Source organism: Mesorhizobium sp. M1006 (assembly GCF_040318825.1).
Lineage (GTDB): Bacteria > Pseudomonadota > Alphaproteobacteria > Rhizobiales > Rhizobiaceae > Mesorhizobium.
Genome location: NZ_JAMYMZ010000034.1, coordinates 29,780 through 45,389 on the forward strand (window position 1 = coordinate 29,780; position 15,610 = coordinate 45,389).

18 protein-coding genes and 3 pseudogenes are annotated in these 15,610 nt (G+C 60.5%); 7 read left to right on the top strand and 14 right to left on the bottom strand.

Annotated elements, in window-relative coordinates:
* Positions 1 to 290 precede the first annotated feature (290 nt).
* Positions 291 to 371 (bottom strand): annotated as a pseudogene (locus NKH60_RS25135) (carboxyl transferase domain-containing protein); the annotation flags it as partial.
* A 2-nt stretch (positions 372 to 373) separates the two neighbouring features.
* Positions 374 to 592: pseudogene (locus NKH60_RS25140) on the bottom strand (aminoglycoside phosphotransferase); the annotation flags it as partial.
* Positions 593 to 1,132: 540 nt separating this feature from the next.
* Here NKH60_RS25140 and NKH60_RS25145 point away from each other — a divergent pair.
* The gene (locus tag NKH60_RS25145) at positions 1,133 to 1,555 is read left to right on the top strand and encodes a KTSC domain-containing protein (protein WP_352474364.1); all 423 of its coding nucleotides are present in this window, start codon (positions 1,133 to 1,135) and stop codon (positions 1,553 to 1,555) included.
* Between the two features lie 489 nt (positions 1,556 to 2,044).
* Here NKH60_RS25145 and NKH60_RS25150 read toward each other — a convergent pair whose 3' ends face one another.
* On the bottom strand, positions 2,045 to 2,266 hold the full coding sequence (locus tag NKH60_RS25150; protein ID WP_352873706.1) for a KOW domain-containing RNA-binding protein: 222 nt from the start codon (positions 2,264 to 2,266) through the stop codon (positions 2,045 to 2,047).
* A gap of 256 nt (positions 2,267 to 2,522) precedes the next feature.
* Here NKH60_RS25150 and NKH60_RS25155 point away from each other — a divergent pair, with 256 nt between their 5' ends.
* Both NKH60_RS25155 and xth read left to right on the top strand, forming a co-directional pair.
* Positions 2,523 to 2,891 (top strand): hypothetical protein, encoded by a 369-nt coding sequence (locus tag NKH60_RS25155; protein ID WP_352873708.1) that lies wholly within the window; start codon positions 2,523 to 2,525, stop codon positions 2,889 to 2,891.
* 603 nt (positions 2,892 to 3,494) lie between these two features.
* Positions 3,495 to 4,283, top strand: a complete 789-nt coding sequence (xth, locus tag NKH60_RS25160; RefSeq protein ID WP_352873710.1) for an exodeoxyribonuclease III — start codon at positions 3,495 to 3,497, stop codon at positions 4,281 to 4,283.
* Between the two features lie 74 nt (positions 4,284 to 4,357).
* On the opposite strand, the gene ligD is transcribed toward xth, so the two are convergent.
* A complete protein-coding gene (ligD, locus tag NKH60_RS25165; protein ID WP_352873712.1) occupies positions 4,358 to 6,136 on the bottom strand; it encodes a DNA ligase D in 1,779 nt (592 codons plus the stop codon).
* Positions 6,137 to 6,505: 369 nt separating this feature from the next.
* Here ligD and NKH60_RS25170 point away from each other — a divergent pair, with 369 nt between their 5' ends.
* Positions 6,506 to 6,673 carry a hypothetical protein gene (locus NKH60_RS25170; protein ID WP_352474376.1) on the top strand — a complete coding sequence of 56 codons (168 nt, stop codon included), beginning with the start codon at positions 6,506 to 6,508 and terminating at the stop codon, positions 6,671 to 6,673.
* 97 nt (positions 6,674 to 6,770) lie between these two features.
* Here NKH60_RS25170 and NKH60_RS25175 read toward each other — a convergent pair whose 3' ends face one another.
* The 6 genes and pseudogenes from NKH60_RS25175 to NKH60_RS25200 all read right to left on the bottom strand — a co-directional run bounded on the left by NKH60_RS25175 (position 6,771) and on the right by NKH60_RS25200 (position 9,970).
* Positions 6,771 to 6,983 (bottom strand): hypothetical protein, encoded by a 213-nt coding sequence (locus NKH60_RS25175; protein ID WP_352873714.1) that lies wholly within the window; start codon positions 6,981 to 6,983, stop codon positions 6,771 to 6,773.
* The gene (locus NKH60_RS25180) at positions 6,976 to 7,263 is read right to left on the bottom strand and encodes a PilZ domain-containing protein (RefSeq protein ID WP_352474370.1); all 288 of its coding nucleotides are present in this window, start codon (positions 7,261 to 7,263) and stop codon (positions 6,976 to 6,978) included. The genes NKH60_RS25175 and NKH60_RS25180 overlap by 8 nt, the downstream gene beginning before the upstream one ends.
* Before the next feature lie 631 nt (positions 7,264 to 7,894).
* The gene (locus NKH60_RS25185; protein WP_352474378.1) at positions 7,895 to 8,122 is read right to left on the bottom strand and encodes a hypothetical protein; all 228 of its coding nucleotides are present in this window, start codon (positions 8,120 to 8,122) and stop codon (positions 7,895 to 7,897) included.
* A 33-nt stretch (positions 8,123 to 8,155) separates the two neighbouring features.
* Positions 8,156 to 8,299 (bottom strand): annotated as a pseudogene (locus NKH60_RS25190) (TadE/TadG family type IV pilus assembly protein); the annotation flags it as partial.
* Positions 8,289 to 8,708, bottom strand: coding sequence for a TadE/TadG family type IV pilus assembly protein (locus NKH60_RS25195; protein WP_352474371.1), 420 nt, complete (start codon positions 8,706 to 8,708; stop codon positions 8,289 to 8,291). The gene NKH60_RS25195 and the pseudogene NKH60_RS25190, both read right to left, overlap by 11 nt.
* Positions 8,709 to 8,734: 26 nt before the next feature.
* Positions 8,735 to 9,970: a pilus assembly protein TadG-related protein gene (locus NKH60_RS25200; RefSeq protein WP_352873716.1), complete on the bottom strand. Its 1,236-nt coding sequence runs from the start codon at positions 9,968 to 9,970 to the stop codon at positions 8,735 to 8,737.
* A gap of 603 nt (positions 9,971 to 10,573) precedes the next feature.
* Between NKH60_RS25200 and NKH60_RS25205 the strand changes: the two genes are divergently transcribed.
* The 3 genes from NKH60_RS25205 (at position 10,574) to NKH60_RS25215 (ending at position 11,858) form a co-directional block, all read left to right on the top strand.
* Positions 10,574 to 10,819 carry a type II toxin-antitoxin system VapB family antitoxin gene (locus tag NKH60_RS25205; protein ID WP_023722247.1) on the top strand — a complete coding sequence of 82 codons (246 nt, stop codon included), beginning with the start codon at positions 10,574 to 10,576 and terminating at the stop codon, positions 10,817 to 10,819.
* On the top strand, positions 10,819 to 11,247 hold the full coding sequence (locus NKH60_RS25210; protein ID WP_352873718.1) for a type II toxin-antitoxin system VapC family toxin: 429 nt from the start codon (positions 10,819 to 10,821) through the stop codon (positions 11,245 to 11,247). The genes NKH60_RS25205 and NKH60_RS25210 overlap by 1 nt, the downstream gene beginning before the upstream one ends.
* 317 nt (positions 11,248 to 11,564) lie before the next feature.
* Positions 11,565 to 11,858 carry a histidine kinase dimerization/phospho-acceptor domain-containing protein gene (locus NKH60_RS25215; RefSeq protein ID WP_352873720.1) on the top strand — a complete coding sequence of 98 codons (294 nt, stop codon included), beginning with the start codon at positions 11,565 to 11,567 and terminating at the stop codon, positions 11,856 to 11,858.
* A gap of 64 nt (positions 11,859 to 11,922) precedes the next feature.
* Here the strand turns inward: NKH60_RS25215 and NKH60_RS25220 are convergent, their stop codons facing one another.
* The 4 genes from NKH60_RS25220 to NKH60_RS25235 all read right to left on the bottom strand — a co-directional run bounded on the left by NKH60_RS25220 (position 11,923) and on the right by NKH60_RS25235 (position 15,600).
* On the bottom strand, positions 11,923 to 12,258 hold the full coding sequence (locus tag NKH60_RS25220) for a hypothetical protein (protein WP_352474892.1): 336 nt from the start codon (positions 12,256 to 12,258) through the stop codon (positions 11,923 to 11,925).
* A gap of 132 nt (positions 12,259 to 12,390) precedes the next feature.
* On the bottom strand, positions 12,391 to 13,506 hold the full coding sequence (locus NKH60_RS25225) for an ABC transporter substrate-binding protein (RefSeq protein ID WP_352450614.1): 1,116 nt from the start codon (positions 13,504 to 13,506) through the stop codon (positions 12,391 to 12,393).
* A gap of 73 nt (positions 13,507 to 13,579) precedes the next feature.
* Entirely contained in the window at positions 13,580 to 14,515 is a 936-nt protein-coding gene (locus NKH60_RS25230) for an SMP-30/gluconolactonase/LRE family protein (protein ID WP_352850914.1), read from the bottom strand.
* Positions 14,516 to 14,544: 29 nt separating this feature from the next.
* Positions 14,545 to 15,600, bottom strand: coding sequence for an ABC transporter permease (locus NKH60_RS25235; protein ID WP_352450612.1), 1,056 nt, complete (start codon positions 15,598 to 15,600; stop codon positions 14,545 to 14,547).
* Positions 15,601 to 15,610 lie beyond the last annotated feature (10 nt).

Genomic DNA, 15,610 nt, shown 5'->3' on the forward strand with positions numbered 1-15,610 from the left:
CGGATATCGAAGGCAACGCAGGACCTCGAGTGGTAACGAATTTGGTCAATCAGCGGATTGTATCGGTTGCTTGATTGACCCGCAGCGAAGCGGCTCGTCAGTCCCTGCCTGGTAGTGAAGCACTGTGCCGATCCCACTGAGTAGACGCCGTATGTACGAGGTGATGCGCTTGGGACAGCCCGGACCGGGCGATTGGCGCCCGGAGGTCGAGCGGGCTTTCGCCCACGCTGGCGAGAGACGCCGAAGCGCGTTCTCGACGCCGCTCCGGGATGTGGGCCCGAATGCCCGGTTGCAATCTCGGCTGTCGGCCACGCGTAGTTGACGTCCGCGCCGATATGCTTGGGAGCCATGACGTCATATGCCCCGCCATAGTGGCGGCTGACGCCTGAGCGGCAATGTCATGGTCGGTTTCTTCGAGACCAGCCGCATTGTTAGGGTCGCCATGAACAACACATGTCCTGTGCGCGACGAGCCGCGACCACGCTGCCCTACATCGGGCAACGCGGTCGGGCGGCTTCGCGGCAAGGTCGATCCCGGTTCCGGTCTCGGCTTGCAGGAGGTCAATTGACGACGCCAGCCTTGTCGTACGCGGGGTTCGTGAGAAAGCTTAGCTACGTCAGCGACATTGACATCGAAAATGCGATCACCGAGCGAAAGGTGCAAATGTCGCTCCGCTGACGCTTCAAAGCCAAGCCCGCGCGCGTCACCGATAAGAGCTTTAGCTATCGCGTTGGCGGCATCGTCGCGGTGCCTTCGGAACGTCGAATAGCCGCCCACCCATGGCGCTTGCAATCGATCTCGGCGCGGGTTTTCCCTTGTCTCATCGCCTGTCAGCGCCTTGCAAATGAGCGAGACCAAGCTGTCGCGCGCTCGCTCGTGGAGTGCGCCTTTCGGCCGCCATGCAAGGAAATCATCAACGCTCATCCAATCAGCCGGGTTTGTATCGGCGTCTGGCTGGCTGAATTCCACATACATCCACATACAGATGCAGTTCGTTCGGCAGGAAGACGACCCCTCCATGAGCCTTTGATGTCATTGGCAAGGTTGTAGGCGAGGATGGTCATAGCGGGGCACTCCTGTCGCCGTGGAGCGTGCCTGTCTCACGGGAAAATTCCATCACCAGAAGCAAGTATTGACGCTCGCGCTTTCTCACAAATCCAACGTCCACGTGATGCCGAAAGGTGCAGCTAGCTTTTTGTGCATCTCGATGGAACACGGGATCGCCGCGAAAGTTCGGTGCACGCAGCGAATCCTCCCCCTCCAGGTATTGCTGCAGATCGGTATTCCGATCGGCCCGCGCTCCCCGCAAGGCGCGGGCCCTGGGGCTGTGGTGCTCATGCCATCTACTTCGATCCGCAAGATGGAATATGATCGGGATAGAAGAACCCTCTCGGTGTGGTTCGTCGCCAGCCGTAAACGGTACGAGTTTGAGGGGGTACCGCCGGAAACCTTTGCCGCGTTCCGGGCCGCGTTCGCCAAGGGCCGCTATTTCAACGACCACATCCGCAACAATTTCCGCTACCGTCTGGTTGCGAGCGATAGCGACCCGGGATGACCTGACCTGCCGGCGGCTCAGTCGTCCTATCGCTCCAACCGGCGGTTGGTGGACGCGTTGCCGCTGTGGCGCTTAGGGTTGGTTACGGTCCGCGCTCACCTGGCAAGCCCAACCCCCCGCATCCCCCCGCCTGGTGCAAAGCGTTTGATCGGTCCCGCCGTTCTGGCAGTGCGGCGGGACTTTTTTGCGGTCCAGGTGGAGCATCGGCGCGCGGGGAAGGCGCGGTGCACGCAGCACCTTTTCTCATCCAACGTACGCGGTGGCGCGCTGAAGGGTCTCAACGTCGGTCTGCCGCCGGAGCTCAACTAGCTGGACTATTGCTCGACCGGAAGGGGCTCGTGCTGGGACTCAGCGTGGTGGAAGACCTGTCCAAGATCGCGCGCGTCGAACGTTTGGCCGCAGACTGGGCAGTAGACCAAGTGCTTCGACTCGTCCTCTACCGGCCCGTCATGCGGCCTGCCCTCATAGCCCGTCGCGATGTTGTCGGTTCTAATCTGGGGCAACGACAAGTGCCTTTCGTCGGTTTGGCGGCCTATATTTCTCCACCAACCGGACCTTGTCACGGTCGACCGTGACCAGCGGCCCGAAGTCGATCGTCACGGTGTCCTCGTCGATGCGCGTGACCTCGCCTTTGAGGTTGATCTGCTGGCCTCGGTTCACCTTGCTGTGGTCGATGATGGAATGTGGGAAGTCGTAGCCTGGGATCGACACGCTTACGCGGTCCCCTGTTATCCGCCTTCGAACCCTGGCCGTAATGGCCACCTGGTCACCAATGTCTATTCCCCGAGCCATGCCACGGATTCTGGTGCGGGCAGCGTCTTCTTCAAGAGGCTTCTAATATACGTCCGCCACTTTAAGGCTGGCCTACGACCAGAGTGACAAAAGTTGAGCTTCTTGGGGGAACACTCTTTCTATCTGCCTGTTGGATTTGCCAGCGCACACCGCGCATTCAGACAGGAGAAAGAACATGAAACGCATCCTTTTGGCTTCGGCCGTGCTGGCGGTGTCGGCCGGGCTTTCCTTTGCCCAGACGACCAGCGGAACTTCGAGCGGAACGTCGACGAGCGGAACCTCGATGACCGGCACCTCGACCACGACAACCATGCCCAGCACGACGGATCAGGGCACCGGCACGACGAGCAGCGGCACCAACATGTCCGGCGATCAAGGCACCGACACGACCACGACCAGCGGCACCACAAATTCGAACTCGGCCAGAGACTGCGCGCCCGGCCAGCAGACTGGCAGCGCTCAGCAGGCGGCGCCAGGTCAGCAGGACACGACAGCCAAAACCGCCGCGCCGGGTCAGGTGAAAAAGACCGACCAAGGTTGCTGATTGGCACATCGGCAAAGGTTGGAATCACCAGCGTGTGGCTGGCCAGTCTCCCCCGACCACCGGCCAAAATCACTCGGCTGGCGATCAAATTGCCGCCAGCCGAGCATCAGTTGAGGAACCTTTGCGCTTGCTTGTGCTTTCAGTGGGCACGCCTGGCTTCTGTTTGCTTTCGGTCAGATAGATATCCATCTGCTCGCGCATCTTGCCTGAAGGGAGCTGCGGCCGCGCTCAGAGATACGAACCCCTACATCGGACAACGTAGGTGGGGGCTGATCGTTGCGGCCGGTGACGTTGCCCCCAGTTTCTATCCAGTTTTGAGTTCGTTTCCGGCGTGGGTTGTGCCCTGCTGGACGGGTGAAGCGGCGGGCGCTGGCGCGGGCCTGCGCGTCGCCGAGGTGCCGATGCTGAAGGTCGCCGAAGTGGATAGCGAGCGCATTGCCACGGAAAGGTCGAGGAGCGCTCCTAGCCCATGCGGATCAGATTATGTCGTGGTATCACCGGCCTAGAAAGACGACTGACAAGGCCTCCCTTTGCCGGCATGATGCAAGCATCAACATCTGAGCCTTCCATGCTCGAATCGCCAAGGGATGTTGAGAACTTCGGATGACCCGTATCGCAACCTTTAACGTCAACGGCGTGAACGGTCGCCTGCCCTTGCTCATCAAGTGGCTGGGTCAGACCGACTATGACATCGTGTGCCTTCAAGAATTGAAGACTTCGGATGAGAAATTTCCCGCGGAAGCCGTCAGGAACGCCGGTTATGGCGCGATCTGGCACGGGCAAAAGTCCTACAACGGTGTAGCTATACTCGCACGGGGAAAGGAGCCCCTGGAGCGTCGACGCGGCGTGCCGGGTGACCCTGACGACACTCACAGCCGGTATATCGAGGCAGAGGTGGATGGGATCGTCGTGGGGTGCATCTACCTGCCCAACGGCAATCCAGCGCCCGGCCCGAAATTCGACTATAAGCTCCGCTGGTTCGACCGTCTGATCAGCTACGGCCAGCTACTGGTCAAGGAGGGGATCACAAGCGTTCTGTGCGGCGATTACAACGTCGTGCCAACGCCGATCGATGCCGTGGTACCGAGACGTTGGACGGGCGACGCAGTCTACTTTCCGGAGAGCAGGCAGGCCTACGCCGAAATGCTAGACAGTGGCTGGATGGATGCCGTCCGCTGCATTCATCCGGAGAAAGGCATCTACACGTACTGGAACTTCTCCTACCGAGGCGCTTATGATCGGAGTTCCGGCCTTCGGATGGACCACCTCCTCGTCAGCCCATCACTTTCGAACAGGTTACGTGACGCGGGCGTGGACGCTGACCTGCGAGGCTGGGAAAAGCCGAGTGATCATGTGCCCGCCTGGATAGAGATCGACCCGTCCGGCAAGTAGTTGACATGATCGAATGTTCGGCGGAATCGCTGGGCGTCTTCGCCCACTGCTAATAGAATGCGCTGCGAGATTGCTCACGCTGCTTTTCTGGCAGCCGCCCTAAACGGACGGTCAATGGTGAACGCATCTGGACGGATGGCTGCCTCAACCTGGCTCCAGGTCACGGGACGGGCGATTGGGAACCCGGGTCGCGCCCGTGGGGAGAAGGCGCCGACCGCCGTGTTGCCGCGCCCATTGCGAAGGTAGTCGATGAAGATGCGGCCCTTTCGGGCTGCCGGCGCGGCGGAGAGCAGATAGCGATCAGGATGAGCTTCAGCGAGGCGCTTAGCGAACGATCGGGCAAGGAGCCGGGCATTGTCATGCGTGATTTTCGTCCCAAGTGGGGCCATCAGGTGAATTCCCTTGCCGCCCGTCACCTTCGGCCAGCTCTGCAGACCTTCCGCTTCCATGATGTCGCGAAGCGTTAGCGCGGTCTCGATGACTTCATCCCACTCGACCCCCTCGCCCGGATCAAGGTCCAGAACTATGCGGTCGGCATGCTCGATGTCGTCAACGGTGGCATTCCAAGGGTGCAGCTCTACCGCATCCATCTCGACCAGCCCCAGCAAACCGGCAAGGTCGTCCACCCACACGCGCACACCTTCGCCACCCTCACGCTTCTGGAGTCGCAACTGATGCACGGCGGCCGGGATCTTCGGCAACGCGCCCTTGTGATAGAAGGTTGCGCCGAGTGCGTGGCGGACCAGCTTCAGCGGTCGGTGGCCGAGATGGACGAGTGCGTGATCGGCAACCCTCTGCCAATAGCGCGCAAGTTCGTCCTTGGAGGGCGAGACCGCGTCAGGCAGCAATTGCAGGATGTTCTCGCTGGGAGCGCCATGTTTCCGGGCTGGCCCACGCCGCTTTGATGGCGCCGGAGGCTTGGCCGGGATCGGCACGAGGTCTTCGCGCAGACCCTTGAATACTGCCTCGCGCAACACGCCGCGATCAGTGACGCCGCTGAACTGTACCTCGGCCAGCACCTCTGGCCTGACCCACGTCGCCTTCGGCTTCACGATGGGCTCTGACAGAGGCGACTTGCTGATGATCAGCGGGTCGAGCCGCTCTCGAACCAGGTGCGCAGCGCTCAAGGTGTAGCCGCTGCGAGCCTTCCCGGCATAGAGCAGTCGGTCGCCCTCGCGGCGACCGATGTAGAGGGATGCGATGCGGCGCGGGTGAGCGCCCAGCTTCTCGACAAATGCCACGATGGGGAAAGTGTCGCTCTTGATGCACTTCACCTTGAGCCAACTGGTCTGGACCCCTGAGCGGTAGGTGGCATTGGTGCGCTTGGAGACGATGCCCTCCAACCCCATACGGCAGGCATGTTCAAACACGTCCCTGCCGCCCACTTCCAAATGTTCGGCGTAGGTCAATGTCGGCGCTGAGTTCTTCAGCAACTTCTGAAGGGCTGCCTTGCGCTTCACCAGCGGCTGCTGCCGCAGATCGCGCCCGTTGAGGTGCAGCAGATCGAATGCATAGAAGATGAGCCTCGCCGAGTCTGGACTGCCCAACTCCCGTTCCAACGCTTGGTAATCCGGCAGGCCAGTGTCGCCGAGAACGACAGCCTCACCGTCGATGATCGCCGCTTTCACCGGCAAATCCGCCGCCGCTTGAACAATTCGTCGGTATCGGTGCGACCAGTCGTAGCCACGGCGCGTGAAGGCTCGCGCTTTGCCGCCCTCAATGATCAGTTCGGTGCGGTAGCCATCGTACTTGATCTCATGAAGCCATTCGCTGTCCTCAGGCGCGTTCTCGACCAGCGTGGGCGACTGAAACTCAATGAAAGAGAGCCGACCATCCCCAGTTTTGGAACTCATCGCACACTCCTGACCTCCACCCCAACTTTGGTGCCGCTGAATAGGTTCCGGAACAGAGCTGGCCGAGGAGTAGGGTCCCGAGCCGGTTTACCCGATCCTTGCTCGAACCGGGCGTGGTTGAGGGAACTCTTATCTACGAATGTCGCTTGCGCTGGCATTGCCGATCAATGCAACAACGTCGAAGGTCTTGTTGGTGTTTTACGAGCCCGGCCCGGGACCGCGCCCGCGGCCTGCCAACTGATCGGCCGTTGGCGGACGCGACGACCTGCGCGAGCGCCCTTGTACTCGTCGGCGGATGGACGACCGCTCTTTTCATCACCGATGCCGTCACGTTCGAGGATGTCAGGGCAACTGACGACGTCGACCTAATTGTCGATCTACTTCGATGCAAGGCTTTCCGGCACGCCCGGCGCGAAATGGATTGCCGAGTACGGGGCAGGCGCCAGCATTGTGCTGGTCAATCGCGTGATGGCCGACATGGCCGCGGCGGCCGTGGCGGGGCCCGGCCTCGCGGTGCTGGCCCGCATCATAGCATAGCGACCCGGGGTTGCGGCGGTTGACCGGGAAATTCTGGGGCGGCAGAGCCTCTCGGTCGTCTACCGCCGCGAGCCCGCGCTGGCGAGTTCGGTTCCAATCATTGTCCGTTCCCGATGAACGTGATGCGGCGACATTTTGGCGCGATGCCGCGCTGAGCGGTCAGAACCTGAAGGTCGACGAGACAATCGACGGCTTGTGTGAGTTGAGCCTTTGCCCATGGCAGTACGGCGGCTTCCTTTGCTGTGTTGAAGGTCAGTGCCAACTGTTGCTGCCGGTGGTGCTCGGCTGGTGCAACGAGAACTTCAGCCATAGTGAAGGCGCGGTTTGGGCACTGTTTCGGTGAACTGCACACCGACACGGTCGTTCCTGCGCCAGCGCAACACAGACCGATAGGCAACGCCATCGGTCGGCACGTAGAGAAGGAAATGCTCCGGCACCAGGGCTTCGACCGGCACCTTGAGTTCGGCTCCGCCGACGTTCTGGTTTCGAATGGTGCAGGTGATTTCGGAGTTGTTGATGCCGTTAATGATCGCGGCACCCTTCAGGACGCGCTGTCTCCGTTCGCGGCGGTTGTCGCCTTCTTCAACCATTGTGACCTCCGTTAGGCACCCCACTTGTATATCACAACCGCCCACGCGCGAGCCGGATTAAATCGCGGAGCGTTGTTACCCGCGTCGAGCTGCGATCGCTGTCCAGTCGGGTCAAAAAGGGTTTCCATATGCCTCGGCCCCTTGCCTCGGCCTGGATACAGCGCCCTGTCAGGATTCTTGAGCTGCCCTTCCGGGTAGCCGATGGGTCCGCCCGGAAGGGGGTGCCAACGTCCGCCTTCAGACGTTGCGCCAAGTTCTTCGTCGCCAGGCCGGTGCCGACCGCCGTCAAGCGATAGCGCCCGCTGTGCATGGACTTTCCGCTGGCGAGATCGTGAGCGAGCGCGGAGCCGGCGCGGCCGGGATTATCTCCATCAGGGAGTCTCTGCCGTCGGTCCGCGCTGTGCAGCGCGCGGGCGATGGCGTTAGGCAGGGAATAGCGGCCGAGGTGAGGGACGGCAAGCCGCGCATTGCCGGGGCAAAGGCCGTGATCATACATGCCGTCCCCGATCTAGGATGAAGGCCCGCGCCGAAGCCTACGTTCTGGCTGGTGGCGGTGAAGCAGACCTGAACGCAAGCAAAGAAGAACAAGCCGATCACTGCGCATGTTGCGTAAGGAGACTATTGGGTGCGCTCATGACGCAACCAACGGAACTGTGACAGTTGTCGCATAATTTATCGAGTATCGGTCGAAGTACGGAAACTCGATCGCGAACGCATATTTGGCGGTCAGATGGGCCATTCGAAAGCCGCCGCTGGGGGCGTCGATTGCTATTGTTACGTCGACGTCGGTTAATCCCAAACTCAGCAATTTTGCCGTGGCGATCGCTTTTATCTCGGCTTCGGTCAGCGAATTCTTCATTTGCAGCGCTCGTGAGGACGTTTCCAGAGTATAGCGAACACTTGACATGGCATTCAGAGCCCAGCCGAATGCGAAGATGCCGATCAAAAGCATTATCAGAATAGGCGCGATCAGCGCGAACTCCAGTGCGGCTCCGCCTGATGCCCCACGTATGAAGGCTCTCCCTTTAGCGAACACGTATCACCTGTTTGTGGCTGAGCTCGCGCGAGAGGGAAAACTCGCCGAAACTGAAGGGCGGCGACCAGGTGGCCGTCGCCTGTATTTCAACGAAAACCGCGGAAGCTTTCAAACTGTCGCACAGCACAGATGGATCGACCACGGTGATCCCGCACATATGTTTCCGGCTCAGCGTCACCTGCGCGTCATCGGGATGATTTTCCCAGCTCGAAAGGGCGACGGTCTGGGTAGCCGCGTCGTCGGCTGCCCCTTGCATCACGAGATTGGCCGCCGTTTTCACGCCCGCGCGCATCGACAACGCGCTTGATACAAAAGACCAGCCGTCAATGATGGCAAGAAGTACCAGGCAAAGGATCGGCACAACCAGCGCAAACTCCACCGAGGCAATACCCGAATCGCTCCCGAACATTCGGGCTGGTAACCGTGCCACGAAGATTACTCGACAAGCTTTATCGATTGCGTGGCCGGAATGTCTCGCATTCCAAGGCTCGTGCAATCCTGATTGACGTTCGCATTGCCGGACCACTGCACGGAACTGGCGACGACCTGAGTGCAACCACCTTTGCCCGAGAAATTGCCGAGGTAATTGACATCCTGTGTTGGAAAATACAAAGCGCCGGTCAAAAGCGAATCTGCCGTGCCATTAAACGTGTTCGATCCCGTCCGGTTAGCTTTGTCGCCGTAAAACAGCACCCCCGAATAGGTGCCTGACGTCGGTGCGCTGAGCTTGACGGTGGCCGTGCCGTTCATGCTGACGCCCGCGCTGCCGGCCAGATAGATGATGACTCCCTCGCCTGAAATATTTGCATTCGAGTTCGCTTTGAAATCTCCTCCCTGAATGACGTATACCCCGGCCGAGAGCGTCACATTGCCGCTCAAGCTGAGCCCCCTGCAGTATGTTCCAGGTTGCAACGTCGACTGGTTGCTGTTTTGACAGGGGTTCGTGGCCGGTGGCGCCGGCAAGTCGGCAAAAGGATCGGCAGCGGGCAACGCTTGGGTTATCGGACTGGCGCAGACGGTCGTCACGGGGTTGCTCAACGAAACACCGCCTGCCGATATTAGGCAATCGACCTGAAGGCTTGCCGATCCCTGAAGCTTGATGGCGTCCGCGGCTATCGAATTCGACATTATGACGCAGCCGGTCAGTTTGAGGTTGGAACTGCCGGAAAACAGCGCCGCTTTCGAAGCGGAAGGATCGAGCGCCGTAAGGCAGGCCTTTGAAGCAGCCGTGATAAGAGCCACCGCTCTTGCCCGTGCGCCGACCGGGTTTTGCGTGAATATCGATGTAAAAAACCGATCGAGGTTCTGATGGACGATGACCTCGACGGCCTTTTGGGCGACATTCGGGCCAGAGGACGGGGGCGTGAAGATTTCGATTGTGCCTGTTGACGGGTCCCAGCCGTTCGTCGTCGCTGACAGTGTCGCGGCGGAGACAATCGTTGGCTTGTCAGATCCCGAAACCTTTTCCAAAGCGCCAGCATAGGCCGCCGCATCCGCCACCGCCTGTAATTTCAGGCTGCTAAAATACCAGTAGGAGGTCTCGATACCGAGACCCGCTGCGCCGACGACAATCGGCAACGACAGGGCAAAAATAGTAGCAATGTTGCCGCTCTCGCCTGTTTGTCGCTGACGGCTAACAAACCGCCTCAAGATACGGCCACCCCATTCCATGGAAGTATTAAAGCCGGGATGAATGAAGGAACGGCTAAGGATTTCACTCCATTTTACCGGTACGCTCCTTGGGCGGCCGGCACGAGCTCCGGGGCAACTGCTCGACAACGCGGGCCTCTGCTATTGATGGTAATGCAGATTTGCATTTCTAATCGTGCGGATCAGTTGGAGCTGCGATCGAGCATCAGGCCGAGCCACTCGTCGCGACTTAGGTCGCCAGCACTGTCCTGCTCGGCAAGCTCCCGCAGGCGGCCGCCATGCCGGCGAACCCGAGGGCATGCATCTGATCAAGTGCTGGGTTTTCAGCATTCTTTCTTCCTTTCCTTCACTGGTCATAGTTACTGCCGCGGATGTTGGGATGCGCATGCGTCGGCGCACGCAGCGTCGATACGCCTTGGGCATGTGGGCGTTGACAGTGACATGGCCGGAGCGACGTGTTTCAGACGCCGAGCAATTCCAAGGACTGAGCACCAGAACCGACCCTCCCGACGGATTTTCGCGAGCTGGATTCCTCCCTCCCTCCTTATCAAAACCGCCGCTCGCGAATTCGCTGGCGAGTATATCTCCGATATGATATACATATATCACTCAGAGGATATACAAATGCCGCTCTTCATTCGCGATCCCGACGTCGATGCCATGGCCGTCGAGCTGCAGCAGATTACCAACGCGCGCAGCAAGACCGAGGCCGTCAGAACTGCCTTGCGCCACGAGATCGAGCGCAACCGCGGCAGCGTCCCGCTGCGCGAGAGACTTGCCAAAGTCAAGGAAATGGCGCGGCGGATCGGGCCAGCCAATCCTGATTTCGATATGAAGAAATTCACCGACCAAATGTGGAGCGACGACTAATGTTCGTCGATGCCTCGGTGATCGTTGCCATTCTGAACGAGGAACCTGGCGCGGAAGAACTGGAAAAGCGGCTCGCGGCCGCGACCAAGCCGCTGTATATCTCCCCGCTCGTCCGGTTCGAGGCAGTCCAGGGACTCGCGCGAGCGTCGGCCGAAGCCATCAAAAAGAACGCCAAGCCCACGGCCAACATGCTGGCGCAAGCCGGTGATACCGTCGACGCCTTTTTGATCGAGATCGCCGGCAAGGAAATCACGATATCCGGCGACATCGGCGACCGGGCGATCGAAGCCAGCATGAAATACGGCAAAGCAGTCGGGCACAAAGCCGATCTCAATTTCGGCGATTGTTTTGCCTACGCCTGCGCGAAGGCTCATCGGCTTGCCCTGCTTTACAAGGGCAATGACTTTTCACAAACTGATCTGGCGTAAGGCTTTCCTGGCCTTGCATCGCGGCGCGAGAGCCGATGGGCCCCTTTTGCATGCTTTGGGCGAATCGTCGTCTTTCATGGCTAAACGCAACAAGATCGTAGGTGCACTGGTCGTCAGGCGCCACAAGCCAGGTGCCTTCCATGAGCAAGTTGTCCATCTGCTGGAGACCTTCGCAGCCCAATCGGTGCTCGCGATCCAGAATGCCAAGCTGTTCCGCGAGATCGAGGAGAAAGGCCGGGAGCTGGAGGCAGCTAGCCGCCACAAGTCCCAGTTCCTCGCGAATATGAGCCACGAAGCTCAGGATACCGCGTTCAGTCTTGGGCTTCACAGAACTGCTGGTCGACGGCATCTACGGCGAACTCCCGGACAAGGCGAAGACGACCGTCGCGCGCGTGCATGCAAACGGCCGCCACCTCCTCGGGCTCATCAACGACGTACTCGACCTTTCCAAGATCGAAGCCGGCCAGCTCACGCTGGCGATCGAGGACTACTCCGTCGCGCAGATTGTTCGATTGACCGTTACGGCTGTCGAGCCGCTGGCACGAGCGAAAAGGCGGCGAGTTCTGGCAGCCCTGGGGACTGGTCCACCGCCGACGCGTGAACCCGTCTAAGATGCCGTTGGTGTCCAGTTTTGGACGTGCGTCGGCGATGTCGTGTGAAGCTTTTTTGATCATCCTATCGAGCGGTTGGAAACTCGTTGGCCTCGAAAACATGGTGATGCACACGGCCGGTGAACATCTTGAGCAGCTCTCCGGTCACATCGCGGCTCTGAAAGCGAACGTCGGAATGCAGCGCCTTGTTGCAGGCGTCCATGTCGGGATAACGGATGGCGAGCGCCATGGCATAGACGGGGGCGCCCTCATCCCGTGCCGTGCCATCCAGAACGCGCACCTCCTCGGCTCCAGGGAATTGCGTCCACAACGGCACTAGCCTTTCCCTGACAAAGCGCCGGAATTCGCTCTCGCGTCCGGGGTGGATTTCGCCTTCGAACAGGGCGTAGCGAATGATCATGGCGAGGGTTTCCTGATTTTCTGCGCTTGGGATGGCCGCCGGCCGGCAAGGGCAGGTCGCGGTGCAATCCGTGGATTTGTCGTGCGAATGAGATGCGGGCGCATCGCGTATTGCGCCCGCATCGCCGGGCTCCTACTTGCCCCAGATCTTCTTGTATGCGTCGCGGTAGCCATTGCCGGGGTCGAATGCGTTATTCGGCCCACCGTCGAACTCGACATTGTCGGCCGTCACCACATGCAGCGGCGACAGATAGCCCGACCATTTTTCGCCAGCGATGGCGCGGTTCAGCTCGTCGACCAATTGCCAGCCCTGCAAGTTGAGCGGTTCGGCGACGGTCACCTTCTGGAACTGACCGGCGCGAATGCGCTGATAGGCCGATTCCGAACCGTCGCCGGCGGCGACATTGATCGGCGCGTCGGTACCGGCTTTGCCGGCGGCGGCAAGTGAGGGTCCCATGAAGTCGAAATAGAGATCGTTGATCGCCAGCGAATGCGTCCAGGCATCGCCGTATTTCTGCAGCAGCGAAGTGGTCAGCTGCGGCATGCGCTGCGAAGTCTCGGCGATCGGCGTGTCGACATATTCGAGCACCTTGCCGCCCAGCCGCTCGATCTCCGCCTTCATCTTGTCGGCTTTGGCAATAGCGATGGCATAGGTCGAATCGGTGAAGATGACGACGCCGGGCTTGCCCTTGGCATCGGCGTAGGCCCAGTCGGCCGCGGCCGTGGAGACTTGCATGGCATCCGTCGACACGTTGGCGAACACGCCGCTTTTCTCGTCGGGCCCGATCACCGGTCCGGCATGCCAGGAGACCAACGGGATACCTGCGGCCTTGGCCTGTTCCAGCGCCGGCGCCTGCTCGACCGCGTCAAAACCGTTGATGACGATGCCATTCGGCTTCAACGCCATGGCTTGGCCGAAGGCAGCGGTGCGGCCGCCGATCGAGCCGGCGCCGTCAATCACCTTGACGTCCCAGCCGATCGCCTTGGCTGCTTCCTCGACGCCGTTGGTGACGCCCAGGATGCCGCCGTTCTTGAGGTCGCCGGCGAGCACGACGATCGTCTTGCCTTGCTGCGCCTTCGGACCGGTGGTCGGGCCATCCCAGGCCGTGACCTTCTGCGCATATTTCTGGACCACCGCCATGGCGTCGGCTGTGGCGTCCGCCCGTGCCTGGCCGGCGAACAGGACAGGAGCAGCGATTGTCATGGCCATCAAGGCGACGGATGATTTCAGGAATGTTCTGCGTTGCATGTTGGTACCTCCCTTGGTTTCAAGAAATTGCATGGTCTTTCAAACTCGGCTTTCGATTGGAGTTGGCGACATGTCACCGGCTGATGTCGCCCGCCACCGGACCAACACCGGCCGGATGTGCGTTGACGTAGATGGCGTAGAGGGATGTCTGAGCGGTGATGTAGAGGCGGTTGCGCTTGGGACCGCCGAAACAGACATTGGAAACGAGCTCGGGAACCAGGATACGGCCGATCAGGGTTCCGTCCGGTGCATGGACGCGCACCGAGTCGGCGCTGGAGGCCCAGATGTTGCCGTCGCGATCGACGCGAAAACCATCGAAGAGGCCAGCCCCGCACTCGGCGAAGATGCCGCCTGCAAGCGCCGAGCGGCCATCGGCGGCAAGGTCATAGGCCTTGATCGCGCGCGGCAGGCCGGGCACATGGCTGGCGCCGCTGTCCGAGACATAGAGGATCGTCTCGTCGGGCGAAAAAGCCAGGCCGTTCGGCTGCACCATATCTGTGACAACGGCGCTCACCTCGCCCGAAAGCTCATCGAACCGGTAGACATGGGAGCCGCCGATCTCCGCTCTGGCGATCTTGCCCTCGTAGTGGCTTTCGATGCCGTAGACCGGGTCGGTGAACCAGATCGTACCGTCGGATTTGACCACCACGTCATTGGGTGAATTGAACCGCTTGCCTGCAACGGTTTCGACAAGCGTCTGCCAACGCCCGTCATGCTCGAGCCGGGAGACACGGCGCCCGCCATGCTCGCAAGCAACGACGCGGCCTTCGCGGTCGAGTGTGTGGCCGTTCTGGTAGTTACAATGGGCCTCGAAGATGCTGACGGAACCATCGCTTTCGTCGTAGCGCAGCAGCCGATCGTTCGGGATGTCCGACCACAGCAAATGCCTTGCGGCGGGGACATACACCGGTCCTTCCGCCCAACGGCTACCGGTCCATAGCCGTTCGAGCTTGGCATGCCCGATCATCAGCTTGCCGAACCGATCGTCGAGAACCTCGTAGTCGTTCATTCCATGATCCACGGGTTTGGCTCGATTTGTCACTTCGAGGGCTGCGCGACGGTCTTGGTCCTGTTTCTTTGCGCTGCGCCGCGCTTGCGCTGCGCGTAGCCGGCAATGCCTATGGCGACAAGCAGCGTGACGCCGTTGAACAATGGCTCGACGAAGAACGAGCCGCCGAACTGCTGAATGCCGGAAATACCGACCGCCAGGATGATGACGCCCGTCATCGTGCCCCAGACGTTGACTCGTCCAGGCTTGATCGTGGTCGAGCCGAGAAAGGCGCCGACGAGAGCCGGCAGCAGATACTCCAGTCCGACGCTGGCTTGGCCAATGCGAAGCTTGGAGGCGAGCAACACTCCTGTCAGCGCCGTCAGGAAGCCCGAGGAGATGAACGCCCCAATGACGAAGCGGCGCACCGGAATGCCATTGAGAGCAGCCGCCTTCGGGTTGGCCCCGATGGCATAAACGTAGCGGCCGATCGGCAGATATTCGAGGATGATCCACAGTGCGACGGCGATGCCAAGCACGTAGAGGCCGGTGATCGGCAGCCCGAACACCATCGTGCCGTTGAGCGCGTAGAAGCCGTTGGGCAACACGCCGACAACCTGCCGGCCGCCAGTGTGCCAAAGCGCCAAGGAATAGAGCACGGTGCCGGTGCCCAGCGTGGCGATGAAAGAGTCGATGCGGGCGACTTCGACCAGCAGGCCGTTGAGGAAGCCGGTCGCGGCGCCGAGAACCAGCACTATCATCACTGCCAGCGGCCACGGAATGCCGAACATGGTCTGCAGACTAATGGCCAGGATGTGCCACAGCACAATGCCGTAGCCGACGGTGAGGTCGATGCGTCCCGACGCCATCGGGATCATCGCCGCCAGCGACAACAGCGCAATAATCGCCTTGTCGGAGATGATCGAGCGCAGGTTAAGCAGCGTCGGGAACGTGTTCGGCAGCAGGATCGAAAACAACAGGATCAGCAACACCGTCAGGATCACCAGTCCGTAGACCGGCAGCAGCCGGATGACCTTCTGCCCCATGGACAAATCAGCCATCTCGCCGCGGGTCGGTTCGAGGGCGCTGGATTCGATCGATTGCATGAGTTCGCTC